This window comes from Paenibacillus daejeonensis DSM 15491 (assembly GCF_000378385.1).
GTDB lineage: Bacteria > Bacillota > Bacilli > Paenibacillales > Paenibacillaceae > Paenibacillus_D > Paenibacillus_D daejeonensis.
On record NZ_KB899674.1, the window covers coordinates 107,944 to 124,922 of the forward strand.

General features: G+C 56.4%; 10 protein-coding genes. 9 read left to right on the forward strand and 1 reads right to left on the reverse strand.

The features are described 5' to 3' along the window. Window position 1: 1 nt before the first annotated feature. The 9 genes from F556_RS0128485 to F556_RS0128525 all read left to right on the forward strand — a co-directional run bounded on the left by F556_RS0128485 (window position 2) and on the right by F556_RS0128525 (window position 12,844). Window positions 2-1,198 (forward strand): GNAT family N-acetyltransferase, encoded by a 1,197-nt coding sequence (locus tag F556_RS0128485; protein ID WP_020620406.1) that lies wholly within the window; start codon window positions 2-4, stop codon window positions 1,196-1,198. Window positions 1,199-1,283: 85 nt separating this feature from the next. After that, complete coding sequence (locus tag F556_RS38665; RefSeq protein WP_020620407.1) at window positions 1,284-2,540, forward strand: carbohydrate-binding protein; 1,257 nt, start codon at window positions 1,284-1,286, stop codon at window positions 2,538-2,540. A gap of 86 nt (window positions 2,541-2,626) precedes the next feature. After that, window positions 2,627-7,915: an S-layer homology domain-containing protein gene (locus F556_RS36715; RefSeq protein WP_020620408.1), complete on the forward strand. Its 5,289-nt coding sequence runs from the start codon at window positions 2,627-2,629 to the stop codon at window positions 7,913-7,915. A 229-nt stretch (window positions 7,916-8,144) separates the two neighbouring features. Further along, a complete protein-coding gene (locus F556_RS0128500; protein WP_020620409.1) occupies window positions 8,145-9,149 on the forward strand; it encodes a D-2-hydroxyacid dehydrogenase in 1,005 nt (334 codons plus the stop codon). Between the two features lie 360 nt (window positions 9,150-9,509). Continuing rightward, window positions 9,510-9,944: a YciI family protein gene (locus F556_RS0128505; RefSeq protein ID WP_020620410.1), complete on the forward strand. Its 435-nt coding sequence runs from the start codon at window positions 9,510-9,512 to the stop codon at window positions 9,942-9,944. Continuing rightward, window positions 9,941-11,242: an RNA polymerase sigma factor gene (locus tag F556_RS0128510; protein ID WP_020620411.1), complete on the forward strand. Its 1,302-nt coding sequence runs from the start codon at window positions 9,941-9,943 to the stop codon at window positions 11,240-11,242. Before F556_RS0128505 ends, F556_RS0128510 begins: the two co-directional genes overlap by 4 nt. Continuing rightward, the gene (locus F556_RS0128515) at window positions 11,239-11,700 is read left to right on the forward strand and encodes a YciI family protein (protein ID WP_020620412.1); all 462 of its coding nucleotides are present in this window, start codon (window positions 11,239-11,241) and stop codon (window positions 11,698-11,700) included. The genes F556_RS0128510 and F556_RS0128515 overlap by 4 nt, the downstream gene beginning before the upstream one ends. A gap of 2 nt (window positions 11,701-11,702) precedes the next feature. Further along, window positions 11,703-12,044, forward strand: a complete 342-nt coding sequence (locus F556_RS0128520; protein WP_020620413.1) for a DUF1801 domain-containing protein — start codon at window positions 11,703-11,705, stop codon at window positions 12,042-12,044. Next, window positions 12,041-12,844 (forward strand): alpha/beta fold hydrolase, encoded by an 804-nt coding sequence (locus F556_RS0128525; RefSeq protein ID WP_020620414.1) that lies wholly within the window; start codon window positions 12,041-12,043, stop codon window positions 12,842-12,844. The genes F556_RS0128520 and F556_RS0128525 overlap by 4 nt, the downstream gene beginning before the upstream one ends. A 68-nt stretch (window positions 12,845-12,912) precedes the next feature. On the opposite strand, the gene F556_RS0128530 is transcribed toward F556_RS0128525, so the two are convergent. Next, complete coding sequence (locus F556_RS0128530; protein WP_026297549.1) at window positions 12,913-16,863, reverse strand: Ig-like domain-containing protein; 3,951 nt, start codon at window positions 16,861-16,863, stop codon at window positions 12,913-12,915. Window positions 16,864-16,979: the final 116 nt, after the last annotated feature.

Here is a 16,979-nt window from a genome sequence, read left to right on the forward strand (position 1 = left end):
TATGAGCGAGATCAAGTTGCTGCAACAGGTGGATTACGAGGAGAGCCTGCAGCTGGCGGAATTCGCTTTTCAGCGCAGCTTGTCGCCGGAGGATAAGGCGGTCAGGCTGGCGGCGATGCCGGGCGAGCAGATCTGGGGCTGGATGGAGGAGGGGCGGCTGGCCGCCCAGCTCTCCGTGCTCCCGCTGCAGTTCTGGATTGGCGGACAGATCTGGGACATGGGCGGCATCGCCTTTGTCTCCACCTGGCCAGAGTACCGCCGCAAAGGCATGATCGGCCGGTTGTTGGACGCCTCGCTGGCTACGATGCGCGAGCAAGGGATTGCCTGGTCAGCGCTGGCGCCGTTCTCCTATGCCTTCTATCGCAAGTACGGCTGGGAAGCCGGCATCGACTATATTCGGTATGAGGTGCCGTCCGAGCGACTGCCACGGCCGGCTGCGGCTGAGGGCAGCCGAATCCGCCAGGTACCCCAGGACAGCGTTGTCGTTCGCGAGCTGTACCTGCGGTATGCCCGGCAATTCAACGGCATGCTGGCACGTTCAGAGGATTGGTGGGCGACCCGCGTCTTTGGCAAGAAGCACGGGATTGTCAGTGTCTACTGGAGTCCGTCGGGAGGGGCGGAGGGGTACATCTTTTATCAGGTCAAGGAGACAGTGCTGACTGTGCATGAGATGATCTGCCTGTCCGAGGAAGCCCGCCGGGGAATCTGGCGTTACCTGTCCCAGCATGACTCGATGATCAGCCGTGTCGTCTGGCATGCGCCAATCGATGATCCGTGGACCTATTTGTTGGAGGAGCCACGAGTGGTTCAGGAGATCGTCCCTTACTTTATGGTGCGGATCGTCGATGTGGAGCGTGTGTTCGGAGAGTACGCGTTCGCGGAGGCGACGGATAGGGAGGAGAAGGCCTTCTATCTGCAGATAGAGGATAGTCACGCGACCTGGAATAGCGGATTGTACCGGTTGTCGCCCCAGCTTAAAGCGCGGGAGCGTGTCTCCAGACTGAGCGGAGAGGAGGTGCTGCCTGCCGATGCTGCGGTTCTCACCTGTGATATCCAGACGCTCTCCGCGCTCTTCATCGGCTACAAGACGGCTTCTCAGCTGCATGTGGCGGGCAAGCTGATCGGCGAGGCGGCGGAAGCTGACCGGCTGGAGCGCCACATCCCAGCGGCAACGCCATTTTTGGCAGATTACTTCTAGACCCAGCACAGACCAATCATACGTCGAACCGTCGCTGATTCAGCCATATCCATGCTCATATTAGAATCGTGGGAGGTTGTTACGGATGAAGACGAAGTTCATGATGGGGTTGCTTGTTCTCTTTTTGTTGGTAGGTACAGGTACAGCTCTGGGTGCTCCGAAGGTGAACACCTTCGAGAGACCGGCAGCCGGGATTGCGTATACGCTGAGCCAGTGGGGGCAGGATGGCTGGAGCGCCCCTTGGAGTGAGGGGATGAGCAACCGCTCGCTCATCGACACTCAGCACAGTTACAGAGGTGGCAAATCGCTTCGTATTTTTTATCCAAAAGGCAAATTTGATCCTTTGGAATCTGGGGCGTCGGCGCCGTTTGCGCTCACGCCTGGTAATGAGTATTATCTGTCGTACTGGATGAGACTGAGTGACGATTTCAGCTGGGGAACGACGCTGTATGCAGGCAAGCTGGGCTTAGGTCTGGCCGGCGGAGGCTCCTGTTCGGGAGGGATGGTGTGCGACGGCTACAATGGCTTCAGCTCCCGCATGATCTGGCTCAGCGGCGGCCGGGCGGCAATCTATTACTACCATATGGGTAACGCTGGCCAATATGGGGACTATGTGGAGCTGAAGAACAGCAGTGGCTCGACCATCGTCTATCCAAAAGGGCAATGGTTCAACATCGTGCAGCGGCTCAAGGTCAACACGGTTACGAACGGCCAGGCCAATCCTGACGGAGAGATCGAGATCTGGTACAATGGTCAACCGGCGGCGAAGAAAACGGGATTGCGCTTCGTGCGTAATGGCGACAAAATCGACAAGGCCTATTTTTCCTCGTTCTTCGGCGGTGCGACCGATGAGTTTGCTCCAGCCAACGATTCGTACGTCTGGTATGACGATCTGAAGGTATCAACGAGCCGCTCAGAGATCTGCGAGCTGGCCTCGGGAGGCTGCCACACCCGGAAGATCGAGGCGGAGGATTACACCTATATGTCCGGGGTGATGACCGAGCCGACGCCGGATACCGGTGGGGGTCTCAATGTTGGAGGAATCGACAGTCAGGATTGGATGGCCTACACAGGAATTAACATCCCGAGCGCAGGCGTGTACCAGATCGACTACCGGGTCTCTTCGATTAATAACGGCGGCCAGATCTCTCTGGATCTTAACGCCGGAGGCGGCAACGGGACGGTGCTCGGTACGATTAATGTTCCCAATACGGGAAGTTGGTCCTCCTACCGTACGATATCGCATACTGTGACGATCCCGGCAGGCACTCACCAGTTCGGCATTTATGCCGTGACTGGGGGCTTTGACCTCAACTGGTGGCGACTGACCAAGCTGTATTGATTGTTTAGAACAGCCTTTCAGGGGGGAGAGTCTCGCAGGAGGGTCTCCCCCCTTTCTATACTCGCTTAGCAAAAGGAGAGAAATCCATGAGATTCGTTCGCTTGAAAAGACTTCTGTCGATGTGTCTGGCCGTGCTGTTGGCCCTCAGCGCCCTCCAACTGTTCGTACCTGCCGGGCAGGCGCAGGCGGCACCGCAAACCGTACCGATTTCCTTGCAGCTGAACAATATGGATTCGCTGGCCAACAGCACCGGCGATACGGTCGGGACGGCTGGCATCGCCGTAGTGGCGAATAGCGATTCCGACTATATCCGTGAAGGCACGGGCTCGAAGAAGTGGCTGCTGGCCTTTAACGATGCCTCCGGCACGCTGACGGCAGGTGCTGCCCTCATCTATCCCAAGCATGCTCCGCAGGTCGATCTCAATGGCTTCGAGACGCTGAAGATATGGGCCTATTCGGTCAAAGCAAGGACGGGAGACCAGGCGGACAAGCCGATCCAGCTCCGGTTCTTCATGAAGGGAGATACGGCTAACTACTATTATTACCGACTGCCGCTGGATTGGACCGGCTGGAAAGAGATTGAAGTGCCGCTGGCCGTTGTACAGGCGCAGCGCAGCAGCGCCGACGTCAAACCCTGGGGGGCGCTCGACTATATCCGTTTCGACCAGGCCGGTGTCTCTGGCACGACGCTGGACGCCGGGCTGCAGGTGTATCTCGACGATATGCGCCTGACGAGCAACGGCGAGCTTCATCCTGTGGTTGCCGACAAGCCGGCCGGTGAATATACCAACGCGGTGACTGTCGCCTTGTCGACGCAGACACGTCCGGCAAGCCTTGCCGAGGTGTACTATAAACGCGCGGGGGTTGATGATGCATTCCTGCGCTACTCCACTCCGATTACGCTGACAGAAGATACGACGCTCCTGGTCAAAACCGTCCTTCACGGCGTGGAGAGCGAGGAGACGGCATACCCGTATACCATTGTCTACCGGGATGTGGTGGAGCCCGTTGAGGCCACGCCACGGCCAGGAACCTATGCAGAGTCCAAGACGGTTGCCTTGACCTCCACAACGGAGGATGCCTCGATTTTCTACAAAATCGAAGGTGTGGATTCCGACTTCAGGTTGTATGCAGAGCCGCTGCTGGTGGATACATCGCGTATCCTTACGACTTACGCGGTTGTAGGGGAGAAGGTCAGCGAGACGAGCAGCCACGCGTATACTATCGATCTCTCTGGAAGCGGCAGCTATCCGATCAGCGATATGGAAGGCTTTACGGGCTGGACCAATACGACGCTGGACTCGAAGCACCCCGTATTAGGTGAATTCTCTGGAAGATGGACGAACCCCGTAGCCGCCATCAACGTAACGGGCATTACGGCGCCGTGGGACGAGCACGACCAGATCGAATTCTGGCTGTATTCGGAGAAAGCGTCCAACAAGAAGATCTATTTTATCCTGCAGACACCGGACAATGACATTCCAGGCAATGAATATTTCATGTCGACCTTCTTCGTGGACTGGTCCGGCTGGAAGAAGATCGAGCTGCCATTCAACCGCATGCTGAACTCAAACGGCCATGCGGACTTCTCGAATTTCACCCAGCTTATTATTCATCCGCGATGGTATGGCTCGGACCCCGAGCCCGATCCAACAGACGTGCTCTATTTTGACGGGATGGCCCTGGCCAAAAACGCCATCGAGCCTTCAGTCAATCGAATCAATAAAAGCGCACTGCCGGGGGCAGAGCTGGAGTACACCTTCCTGCTGCGTAATATTGGCGGAACCGATACAGCCTATGGTATTGCTCCAAAAGTGCCGTTTGCAGCTGGCTACGAAGTTGACTACGAGGCGACTACAGACGTGGTGGCGGACGGAGAAGAGACGGAAGTGTCGTTCCGGGTACAGGTGCCTGAAGAAGCGCAAGCCGGCGACACGGCTCAAGCAATCTTTGCGGTCCGGCCACTACAGGGGGGCAAGGAAATCGCTATCGAACTGAACATTGCAGTCGGAGAGCGGGGGAACAACGTGAAGCAGCACCCGTATGTGATGACCTCAGTCGAGGAGCTTGAAGCGGCCAAAGCCAAACTACAGACGTATACATGGGCGCAGGACTACCTGGCAGCTGTGCGGGCGAAAGCGGATGACTGGGTGAATAAGACGATCTATTATCCCTCCAAGCCAGCCGGGGCGACGACCTGGTTCGTGTGTGGGGACGTGACGCTGGTCTATAATTACGACAGTCCGCATGCTCATCTTTGCCCGAGCGATGGTCAAATGCATACCGGCGAGCAGGTGGATGCAGGATGGCGGTTCACGACCCATACGCTGAACGTCCAGGCAGCGCGGAATCTGGCTATTGTGTACGCACTCACGGATGAGGTGAAATATGCGTCCAAGGCCAAGGAAATCCTCGTTAACTATGCCAAGTTGTATCCTGAATATCCTCTGCAGGCGCAGAACGGCCGGCTGTTCTATCAGTCGCTAGACGAAGCGGTGCAGATGATCGAGCTGGTGCACGCCTACGATCTCATCGAGTCCAGCGGCGTGCTAAGCGAAGCGGAGAAACAGGATATTGAGCAGAATCTCTTCGCGCCGTCAGCCCGCACGCTGCAGGCCTACGATGTGGGCAAATCGAATTGGCAGACCTGGCATAATGCAGCGATCGGCACAATCGGCGCTGTGCTGGAGGACGAGGCGTTGATGGAGCACTCGGTGAACGGACGCAGCGGCTTCCACTTCCAGATGACGAACAGCGTGTTGTCCGATGGTTTCTGGTACGAAGGCGCGATCGGCTATCATGTGTATGCCCAGTATGCACTGCTCCACCATGCGATCGGTCTACGCGGGATGGGGTATGACTTGTTCGCTAGCGAGCCGTTCAAGAAGACCTTCGATATGCCGCTAGACTACGCTTTCCCGGATCTGGGGATCATCAACAGCAACAATTCCAGCAAGTATCCGACCAGTCTAGCGGCGCCGGGCCGGGTGGTGCCGATGGATTATGAGGCGGTATATGCTCATTATAATGATCCCGTCTACGGCGCGCTCCTAGACAGGCTCTATGAGGAGAACGGCAGACCGCGGGGAGGCTATATCGTGGCGGGCGATCCGACATCGGGTATCGCAGGCGAGCAGGCGCTGTTCTTCGGGAAGCCCGTGATCGACAATGTCGGTGAGTGGCCTTCCGCCAGCCGCAACTTTGAAGGACTGGGTCATGCGGTGCTTCGTTCGGGCACCGGCAATGACCAGTTGTATGCCTTGGTGGATTACGGCAATCACGGCGGCTACCACGGACATTTCGACAAGCTGCATCTGGAGGTCTTTGGCCAAGGCGAGCGTCTCGCGCCGGACAAAGGCATCCCCGCGTACAGCAACTCCATGTTCGAGACCTATTATAAGAAAACCTTTGCTCATAATACGGTAACGGTTGATGGCGATACCCAGCAGATCCCGACCGAGAACGGAGCCGAGATCCATGAACCGACCAAGCTGTTCCTTCCGGGCGAAGCGTTCGGAATAATGACTAACAGCTCGACAAAGGCTTATGCCGGGATGCAGCGTTATGAACGAACGGTAGCCGTGACTGGCGATTACCTGATTGATCTGTTCACAGTGGCTTCTGATACCCCTCGCCAATATGACTGGCTGCTGCATGGCTTGGGTGAGTTTACGCCGGGCAGTGAGTTAACACCAATGGAGGAAGCGCTGGGAACGAAGGATGCCTATCCTTTCTTCCAAAACGGACAACAAGCGGAACTGGAGGAGGCATGGAGCGGAGAGTGGCGGCTGCCGAGCGGAAATGGACTGAAACTGCACAGTCTAACCAGCTCGCCGGAGCAATCATCCGTGATGATCGTAGGCGAAGCGCCAGGGCCGGCGAACGATACGAGCGCCTACTCAACGAGTGTCGTGAACCGGATTAAGGACCGGCAAGAAGCGCAATTCGTCAGTGTGATTGAACCGCTCTCCGGTGAGAGCGGGATCGAGAGTGTACGGCGCACAGCCAGCGACCAGATGGAGATTAAGCTGAAGGATGGCCGGACGCAGGTGTTTTATTTCAACGGAGCCCTTGAAACCGAGGGTGAGCTTCAATACTATTGGGCGGACGGCAACGGATACCAAGCGGCGGATGTAACCGTCGAAGCTGCTCTGGCAGGCACGGAGCTGCAGCTGACCGCTGGTACGCCGGCTGGTGTGAGCGGTGTGACGGCGATTGTCTACGCACCAGGGACAACACGGGTGTTATGGAATGGTGAGCAAGTGGACTATACGGAAGACAACGGATTCGTAAGAATTCAGTTTGAGACAGATCCCGGGGAGGAGCCGCCAGTGTTGCCACCCGGATGGTCAGGGCCTAGCTTCCCTCCAGTCAGTCAGAGCAGAGTGGAACGCTTCATACAACCGGCTGTGGCGGCAGAACTTGCCCTTGGGGATGCGATTCGCGTGTCGGTCCCTGTGGGCGCCATGGGCGAATCGACCCGGTATGTCATCGAGCAAGTGAAGGATGAGCAGCTGCTACAGCGGTTGTTCGAAGGTGGCTTGAAGCCGCTGAGCGGCATATTTGAGATTACAAAGGACAAGGAAGGGAACTTCCTGGTACCGATTCGGATCCGCCTGGCGTTCGATCCTTCCTTGTTGACAGAGGGACAGGAGCCTGCCATTCATTACTATGATGAGCAGCAGCAACAGTGGGTGGACATGGGCGGAACGGTGGCGGAATCTTTTATTGAGGTGACATCTAATCACTTAACGAAGTTTGTTGTACTGGCCGTGGACTCGGAATTGGCTGAACCGGAAGCATCCGGGGAACCGTCAGGGCCGGGTGAGCAGCTGACACTCTCCGATATCGGCGGGCACTGGGCCGAGGCGGAGATTCGCAAGGGGCTGCAAGCTGGTTATGTGAAGGGCTATCCAGACGGGACCTTCCAGCCATCGCGTCCGGTTACGCGGGCAGAGTTCGTCGTCATGCTCATGAATGCACTCCAGCCGCAGGGGCCATCTGCAGCGCTACCGGACTTCCGGGACGCGGGGACAGTCCCGGACTGGGCCAGGCCGTCGGTCTCGCAGGCGGTTCAGTCCGGGCTGGTGCAGGGCTATGAGGATGGGAGCTTCCGACCAGGTGCCCGCTTGACGCGAGCACAGCTTGCTGTCATCCTTGCAGGCGCGCTGGACTCGTCTGCAGAGGCTGGGGGTGCTGTGGCCTTCGCAGATGCCGCCGCCATTCCGGCCTGGGCGCTGCCCGCAGTCAGCCGTGTGCGTGAAGCGGGACTCATGCGAGGCAGAGACGGCAACCGGTTTGTGCCGCAGGCGGACATGAGCAGGGCTGAAGCGATTACTGTCATTGTACGATTGATGACATTCCTGGAGGAATAACGAACCATTGGAGGGCATCCAGTTATCAGTCTAGGCTGATGACTGGATGTTCTTTTTGGTCAACCTTCAACACCTATGTGAAATTCTTATGATGTTAAGCGCCTCTGATTGACGAGTAAATTAGACATGGCTATAATGAATTTTGAAATCGTTTTCAGGTACATTTTGGAAACCACGAGCGTATAGCCTGACGCATAACCATTGACATCCACACGGAGGAGGACATGGGATGAGAAGGATTGATACTGCGCTAATCACGCTGAATTATTCGGAGGAAATTGTGAAGCTGGTGAAGGATGCTTTGCATCCGGCCACCATTATTCAAGCGCACCCTAAGGATGCAGAAGCCATCGAAGCTGCTTTGGAGGTCGTTGACGTGGCGTTTCTGACAGGCGACCTGGATCAGCGATTTCTGCATGCGCCGAAGCTGCAGTGGGTTCATTGTGACCATGCGGGCTTGGAGCGGAGTGCCTGGCCGGAGCTGCTGGAGAAGGGAATTGCGGTCACCGGCTCGGCTGGACGTTCATCACCGGCGTTGGCAGAGCACGCTATCTTTTTCATGCTGGCGTTATGTTACCGGTATGCCGACTTGCTCGATGCGCAGCGAGCCCATCAATGGGGCGTTCCGCATTCTGAAGAACTCCGGAGCCTGTATGGCAGAACAGTCGGCATCATTGGTCTGGGCAACATCGGCTGCGAGCTGGCCGTCCGTGCCAAGGCGATGGGAATGAATGTACTGGGGTACCGTAGGAACTCGGCGCCCCTGCCACCGGGTGTGGACCGGTGCTATTACGGGGAAGAAGGCGACGGATTGCAGACGTTACTAACGGAGAGCGATGTGGTGGTTCTGGCTGTCCCGTTGACGGATGCGACGTACCATTTGATCAGCAGAGAAGAGCTGGCCATTATGAAGAACAGTGCCTTTATTATTAACATGGCCCGGGGCGCAGTCATTGACGAGGAAGCTTTAATTGAGGCTTTGTACGAAGGGCAGATTGGTGGGGCGGGTCTTGATACATTCACCCAGGAGCCACTGTCACCGGACAGCCGGCTGTGGGATGCACCGAACACGCTCATCACTCCGCATATGACGCCGCAAGTGCCCGACCGGACGATGCGCTCGATCAACATCATGATCGATAACATCCGCCGGTTTCGGGAGGAGGAGCCGCTCCACAACCAGCTGACGGAGAGGGAGCTGTTTACTGTACTGAGGAGCAACAAGGGATCGTAAGGTTAGTAGTGCCGGCTTCCCGGCTGTCAGACGTCTCGTGTCATCATTTATGATGCGAGACGTCTTTTTATTTATCTGAAACGGACCGGCATTCTGCCTGCTGGGGGCAGTGTATAGCGGGGCGGAACGGAAATTAGAGTTGTGCTATGGCGCATCATCATGAGGGGCCCCAATACTTTTGTCGGCCAAGCGCATCCGTTTTTTGGTAAACTAGAGGCAAGCTGGTTGCTCAATAGAGTAATTCAATAATGATAAAAAATTTTTTTTCAACGTTGTCGATTTAGTCGTCGATGGTTCGTCGTTCTAATAAGGGCCGATCATGACAGGGACATGGCCTACTTGAAAAGGGAGTGAGCGTAGATGAAATTCATGATGATTGTCAAAGCGACGGAAGATTCCGAGGCCGGAACGCCACCGAGTCCTGAGCTGTTCGAAGCGATGATGCGATACAATGAGGAATTGGCCAAAGCAGGCGTACTCCTGGCAGCAGACGGACTTCATCCGACCTCGGGGGCGATCCGCATCTCCTACGAGGAGCCAGGCGCCAAACCAACGATTACCGATGGTCCGTTCAGCGAATCCAAGGAAGTGATTGCCGGCTATACGCTGATTGAAGTGCGGTCCCGGGAGGAAGCGATTGAGTGGGCGCTCCGAATGCCGGATCCACATGGCAAGGGCGAGGGACGGATCGAATTGCGACAGGTGTTTGAAGGTTCGGAATTGACACAGGATGCCGATATGCTGGAGGCGCATGAGGCGATGACCGGGGAGCTGCAGCGGCGTAACCGGACATGACGAATGCCGCCAGCAGACGGGCGGTCGAAACGGTCTGGCGACTGGAATCCACCCGATTGATCGCTGGCCTGACACGGATGGTGCGAGATGTCGGATTGGCGGAGGATCTGGCGCAGGATGCGCTGGTTCTCGCGCTTCGTACCTGGCCTGAGTCGGGGATTCCCGACAAGCCCGGTGCCTGGCTAATGACAGCGGCCAAACGCCGGGCCATCGACGGGATGCGCAGACTCAAACTTCAGGATCAGAAGTATGCTGAAATCGGCCGCCATGCCGAGTCCACTGTTGAGGATGAGGCAGGCGAGGGGGTAGATAGTGAGATCAAAGACGATTTGCTGCGGCTGATCTTCATGACCTGCCATCCTGCCTTGTCCCGGGAAGCAAGGGTTGCGCTAACGCTGCGGTTGCTTGGCGGATTGTCGACCGATGAGATCGCGCATGCCTTTTTTGTCTCGGAGCCAACGATTGCGCAACGCATTGTTCGCGCCAAACGACGATTGCGGGAGGTGCGGGCCGAGTTCATCATCCCTGATGGCGATGAATGGAAGAGTCGGCTCGAGACGGTACTTGAAGTCATTTATTTGCTCTTCAATGAAGGCTATGCGGCTTCCTCCGGCACCAGTTGGATGCGTCCGCTGCTGTGCCAGGAAGCGATCCGTCTGGGACGAATTCTTGCCGGAATTGCCCCAGCCGAGCCGGAGGTTCAGGGCTTGCTAGCGCTAATGGAGATTCAAGCATCGCGGTTCCGGGCTCGCATCTCGGCAGCTGGCGAGCCGGTTCTACTTCAGGATCAGAATCGTGCGTTGTGGGATCATCTCCTAATCCGGCGCGGGTTGGTGGCGCTTGAGCGGGCCAAGTCGCTAGGTCGACCGCTGGGCCCCTATGTGCTGCAGGCCTCGATTGCGGCTTGTCATGCGGTCGCCCGGACGGCGGAGGAGACAGATTGGGTGAGAATCGCAGCCCTCTACGAAGCGCTGTGCCGCGTGATGCCATCACCGGTTGTAGAGTTGAATCGCGCAGTGGCGGTAGCGATGGCATTTGGTCCTGCCTTCGGTCTTCAGCTCGTTGAGCAACTGGAACGCTTGCCGTCGTTGGCGGCTTACCATCTGCTACCTAGTGTAAAAGGAGATTTCCTGGAGAAGCTTGGGCGTCGCCAGGAAGCACGGGAGGCCTTCGAGCACGCCGCATCGCTGACACGCAATGCGCAGGAGAAGGAACTGCTGTGGAGGCGAGCTGCTGCGTGTAATGCAGAACCACAGGAAAAAGCAGACCCGCAGAAAAAGGGAGGAGATCCGGGATGAAATTCATACTGCTAACCCGATCCAGCCGATATGCGGAGGCGGGAATTCAGGCAAGTACTGCAAGTCTCGCCGCAACCGAGGACTATCTGGAAGAGCTGGCGGCAGCGGGCGTGCTAGTTGCGACCGAGGTTTTGTCCCCGAGCTCGAGCGGATGGCTACTGTCTTATCCTGTGCCCGGCTGTGAGCCAGTACTTACACCTGGTCCGCTGGATGAGCCGCAGCAGTTGGTTGCAGGCTATACTGTCATCGAAGTGGAACATGAAGAGGAAGCAATGCAATGGGCCAGACGTATGCCCGACCCCAATGGATACGGGGAGGGAGCCGTCGAAGTACGCCGGATACGCGAAGGAAGCTTACCTACGCATCAGGGCTTCCAGCAAGTGATGGAAGACGAACTAAGAAGCCGTATCGGATTGCGGCTGCACGACCAACTACATGTAAGAATAGAGGAGAAATGATGATGAACCAGGAAGTGACCGACTTTATTGAAGCTGTAAAAGTACCTTGGCAAGGCGAATTGTGTGCAGCGCTCCGGGAGATTGTCCATACGGCGATTCCTGAGGTACAAGAGCGCATCCAATACAAGAAGCCGCATTTTCTCAAAAACGGCAAATATGCTGCCGTAATCTCGACCTCGAAAGATGCTGTAAGCTTTACCATTTTTAATACAAGTGAGCTCACTCTGCCGGAAGGGTTCGAAGGCCCACCAGAGCGCAAGACCATCAAGCTGCGTCAAGGTCAGGAAGCGGACAAACAAGCCTGGATTGCGCTCGTTACCCAGGCGTCAGCAGGACTGTCGTGAGCAGCATCATTTCAAAAGACGGTACCCGAATCGCCTACGACAAAGTGGGAACGGGTCCGGCGCTTATTCTCGTCGCGGGTGCATTCAGCTATCGCAAGTTTCCGGCACAGCTGCAGCTTGTGGAGCTGTTGTCCGATCAATATACCGTCTACAATTATGATCGCCGGGGGCGCGGAGACAGCGGGGACGCGACTTCCTATACGATTGCACGCGAAATCGAAGATTTGGAGGCCCTGATTGCCCAAGCCGGAGGTACGGCCTATGTGTGGGGCTTGTCCTCGGGGGCGGTTCTCGCCTTGCAGGCAGCAGCAGGCGGCGCCAATATTGCCAAGCTGGCTCTGCATGAGCCGCCCTTGGTCGTAAGTACGGAAGGCCACCGGCCGCCAGAAGATTTTCTTGCCCAGGTGACGAAGCTAATAGCCGCTAATGATCGGCCCGGGGCCATCAAATATTTTATGACAAAGGGAATGGGGGCGCCTGCATTCATCGTTACGATGATGCGTCTCATGCCTGGCGTGTGGCGCAATCTGATGGCGGTGGCGCACACGCTACCTTACGATGCAGCACTCATGGAGGGCTATATGGTTGGGAAACCGTTGCCAGCAGCATGGCAGGATTCTGTTATCATGCCGACCTTGGTTCTGGCGGGAGAAGAAAGTCCGATCGCCCTGCGCAACGGCGCCCGGGCGTTTGCTGATCTGCTTCCAAATGCAGAGCTGCGAAGCAAGCGGGGGCTCGGTCATACCAAGAAGCTGGATGCCCCGCGCATCGCAGCCGAGTTGAAAACATTTTTTGTGTAGGATTCGCAGACGCCACATAGACAAATAAAAGACATCCCGCCTCAACTTCCGGGATGTCTTTAATCGTACTATGATAGTGAAAAATGCTGAAGCAGCCGTCGTAGCATAACCACCGCTTGAGCGTTGGTTGCTGGCTGCTTGGGAGCAAATGCCCCGTCTGGCATGCCAATAATAATTTTGGCTGTATAGAGCTCATTAATGGCCGCTCTCGCCCAGAAGGCGATGTCCTCTGCGTCAGCCAATTGAGCAGCTACATCTGCCTGCGCCACACGCTCATTCGCTATGAGCCCCACAGCAGAACCATGCTCCTGGATAAAAGCCAGAGCACGAGCCATCATTACGGCCATTTCCTCGCGGGTCATGAGCATCTCCGGTCTGAAGGCGCCATCGTCGTATCCGCTGATTAATCCCGCTTCCCATGCTGCGTTGTATACTTTGATTAAAGGATCGGTTTCCTCCACATCATGGAATAATTGCAGCCCGGTCATTTCGGGAAGGCCAAGCGCCCGGACGAGCAGCGTGGTAAACGTTGCCCGGCTAACCGGTGCATCTGGGGCAAGGGAGTCCTCCTTGTCAATCTCCCATACCCGAGTTCCTGTGAGAAACCCGATATCAGGTCCTGCCCAGTGATGCTGCCAGTCTGTGAAGACAGACAAGGATTCTACGACTGTGAATACGCCAGATTGCAACGAGAAAAAGGAGATCTGATCTGCACCGTTCGGCAGTTCAGATGGTGTCCTATGCAGGTGCTGACCTTCTTCACCAATCCGTACAACGGAAAGGTGACTTGAAGTGTTAGGAGCATCCAAGGTTAGACGGTGGGCAATATAGCGGTCGCCATATACCCCAGCAGTAGCTCCATCCAGTAGAATGGACAGCTCTGCAATCTCCGACACGGGACGCAAGCCCAGACTGGATAACGTCTCCTTGGCTGCGGTCTCTTCTTCGTCTGTTAATTTGGCCAGACGCAGGGTCACGATCTCGCTGCTGCTATCCTGGCTAACTAGTGCTAGCGGCAGTGTGATACCGGCACCGTTTACGCGAATCTCAATCGTACCGTCAGGGAATGCTCGCCACATTCGTCGCAGTGTCGCAGCTGGCAGTTCAACAAGCACGATGGATTCGGCGCGGTCCATCTCGATGATTGCATGCCGGTCTCCCTCGAGCAAATTCAACATGGCTAGCACTTGAGCTTCATCAAATGTCAGCGTTGCAGCATAGCGGCCGTCAGTTGTTTGACTCGAAGTGAACGTGACTTGGGTGTCGGAGCCATTAACAGATACAAGTGTAGTCGATTGAGTCTGCGGCGCAGGAGGCATGACGGGCGGGTAATAAATGACGCCGCCATCGGTCTGCAATCTGGCCAGCTCGATGCGGCCTAACTCTAGCAAGGCTCCTGCCGTGATATCTACTGTCCTCGTGACCGGCTGGTAGCCGGGAGCAGTGATTTGAATCGAGACGGTAGCCGCTCTTAGATTCGTAATCTGAAACGTACCGTCAGAAGCAGTGACGACCATACTTTCTCCATCGACGGTCACAGCAGCCCCAGGTATCGGATTGCCCCCACTGTCGTGGACCGTGCCAGCAATAGACCCGGTAACAGGCGGTCTGGCTTGCACCGTCACTGTCACCTCTGCCGTGTGGCCACCATCCTGGGTCTCGACTGTTACCGTCGCCGTGCCGGGAGCAAGCGGCGTGATTTCGCCCGCCTGATTAACCATGGCTACCTCGGGATCCTCACTGCTCCAGCTAACCGCTTGGTTGTCGGCATTCGCCGGTTCGATAGTCACTGTGACCCGCTGCGGCGGATCGCCTGCAGTGAGCGTCAGATCTGCGGGTTCCACACGGATTCCCGTCACCCGGATCGCTGCCCGGATGTGCAACTCTTCTAACTGTATAGAGCTCCATGCCTGAATGAGTCCGCTGCCGTCTGTCACATACAGACTGAGATATTGGCCTGCCGCCACTCCCGTAATGTCCTCATCTGCCGTGTACGCTACCGCCTCAGCCGGGAGCGCCTCCCCCACCATTGGCCTTTCGAGGGCCACATCCGAAAGTAGATAAGCGAAACTATGAAGTGGCTCTACCCGTTCACCAGATGCCGCGACGCTCCCGATTACAGCTCCAGGGCGGACCTCGAAGGTGGCTATGTCGGGAGCCGGCTCAGGTACAGGCGGTCTGGCTTGCACCGTCACTGTCACCTCTGCCGTGTGGCCACCATCCATAGCCTCGGCTGTTACCTTTGCTGTGCCTGGGGTCAACGGCATGATCTCGCCCGCCTGATCAACCGTGACTATCTCGGGATCCTCACTGCTCCAGCTAACCGCTTCGTTATCGGCATTCGCTGGTTCGATAGTCGCCGTGACACGCTGCGGGGAATCGCCTGCAGTTAGCGTCAGCTCCGCGGGTTCCACACGGATTCCCGTCACCCGGATCGCTGCCCGGATGTGCGATTCTTCCAACTGTACAGAGCTCCATGCCTTAATGAGCCCGCTGCCGTCCGTTTCGTACAAGCTAAGGAATTTAGCTGCTGCTACACCCGTGATGTCATCGCCTGTCACGTAAGGCATCGCCTCAGCCGGAAGAGCATCCCCCACCATTGGCCTGTCGATAGCCACATCCGAGAGTAGATAAGCGAAATTGTGCAGCGAATCTGCCCGTTCACCGGATGCGACGACGCTCCCGATCACAGCTCCGGGGCGGACCTCGAAGGCGGCTATGTCTGGAGCTGACTCCGTTACGACAAGCTGCAGGGCAGCTTCTGCCGAGGCGGACCCGCTATCCTCTGCAGTGACGGAGACGACAAATGCTCCGCCTGTTTCCGGGATTCCCCGCAGCAAGCCGGAGGCTGTCAGTTCCAGGCCGTCCGGCAAGCTGGTGGCGTTCCACGTCAGACCTCCGCCAGCGCCGTCAAAAGCGGTCAGTTGAACCTCGTACTGTTCGCCCTTAAGTGCTTGAGGAAGCTCTTCCGTAAGGACGGCAGGCCGCAGATAAGGATAGCCGTCGTTGATATCCGGATGAATCACCCAGGTTGTAGCGAAGTCCCAACCGACGTAGGTCGATTGCTGGTGCATCTCGGCTGTGGTCTTCGCCATGGATACGGAGTTCGGTTCTGTAGCAACGCCGGTGGCTGCACCGGTCGTCATGGCATCGAAGAAAGATTGTTGGATGTCGCCATAGACAAAAAAATCTGCTGTCAGCCCACCATAATAGCTGAAGAGAGCGTTCGTGTTGGTAGACTGATCGATCGCCCCGGTTGCGTAGATGCGTGTACCTGTGCCGTTTACAATATTTCCCGAAACACCGGCGGAGCGCAACGCATAACGCTCGTTGTGAATCCGATTGGAGATTGAACCTCTTGCATAGGCATCTTCGATACTACTGTTGCCCATGCTCCCGACGAGACCGCCGGCATACATATTACCGGTAGCGCCGACGACGACATCGGCAGTTGAATAAGAACGAGTAACTAATCCGTAATTCACGAGTCCGACCAGTCCGCCCGCCAAGCTTAATCCTGCACCGGGTGACGATCCGCTTTCTACCGACCCCAACGAGTAGGAACGGTCGATGCTGCCTCCCTGTACTAGGCCTGCCAATATCCCGGCGTTGTGCCCTCCACGGATTTGACCTTCCACGCCGAGATTGCGGATAGTGCCACTGGAGCTGCCAAAGAAACCAGCAGACTCCAGTTCATTTCCGGTTACAGAAATGCCGGAAATAAGGAATCCATTCCCGTCGAATACGCCGTTGAAAGGAGGTATGCCATTTCCTCCAAATGGCTGCCAATCATATCCTGAGAGATCGACAGACGCGAGAAGCCGAATATTGGCTGTCAGATACTCTTCCTGGTTTTTGTTCATATAAATCAGATGCTCCCGGTGCGTCAACAATACCCATCCATCGCGTTCGGGCGGGCGCACATCATCCTCGGCCTGCACACTTGGAATCGGCAACGCCATCTGAATGACGAGCACCATAATTAATAGCCATGCGCTGCCGATGTTTAACTGTCTCAAACAATCCTCTCCCTCTAATTGTAAATACAAAGGTACATGTTCTTCCTTGCTTATCCTAGTTTAGTATAAAATGAATCTATCAGATGGTTCATAATTGTGTCATGTTAAGCCCGGGA

Coding starts and splice junctions, on each gene's coding strand:
- F556_RS36715 (WP_020620408.1), top strand. CDS start 2,627: ATGAGATTCGTTCGCTTGAAAAGACTTCTGTCGATGTGTCTGGCCGTG.
- F556_RS38665 (WP_020620407.1), top strand. CDS start 1,284: ATGAAGACGAAGTTCATGATGGGGTTGCTTGTTCTCTTTTTGTTGGTA.
- F556_RS0128500 (WP_020620409.1), top strand. CDS start 8,145: ATGAGAAGGATTGATACTGCGCTAATCACGCTGAATTATTCGGAGGAA.
- F556_RS0128485 (WP_020620406.1), top strand. CDS start 2: ATGAGCGAGATCAAGTTGCTGCAACAGGTGGATTACGAGGAGAGCCTG.
- F556_RS0128510 (WP_020620411.1), top strand. CDS start 9,941: ATGACGAATGCCGCCAGCAGACGGGCGGTCGAAACGGTCTGGCGACTG.
- F556_RS0128515 (WP_020620412.1), top strand. CDS start 11,239: ATGAAATTCATACTGCTAACCCGATCCAGCCGATATGCGGAGGCGGGA.
- F556_RS0128505 (WP_020620410.1), top strand. CDS start 9,510: ATGAAATTCATGATGATTGTCAAAGCGACGGAAGATTCCGAGGCCGGA.
- F556_RS0128520 (WP_020620413.1), top strand. CDS start 11,703: ATGAACCAGGAAGTGACCGACTTTATTGAAGCTGTAAAAGTACCTTGG.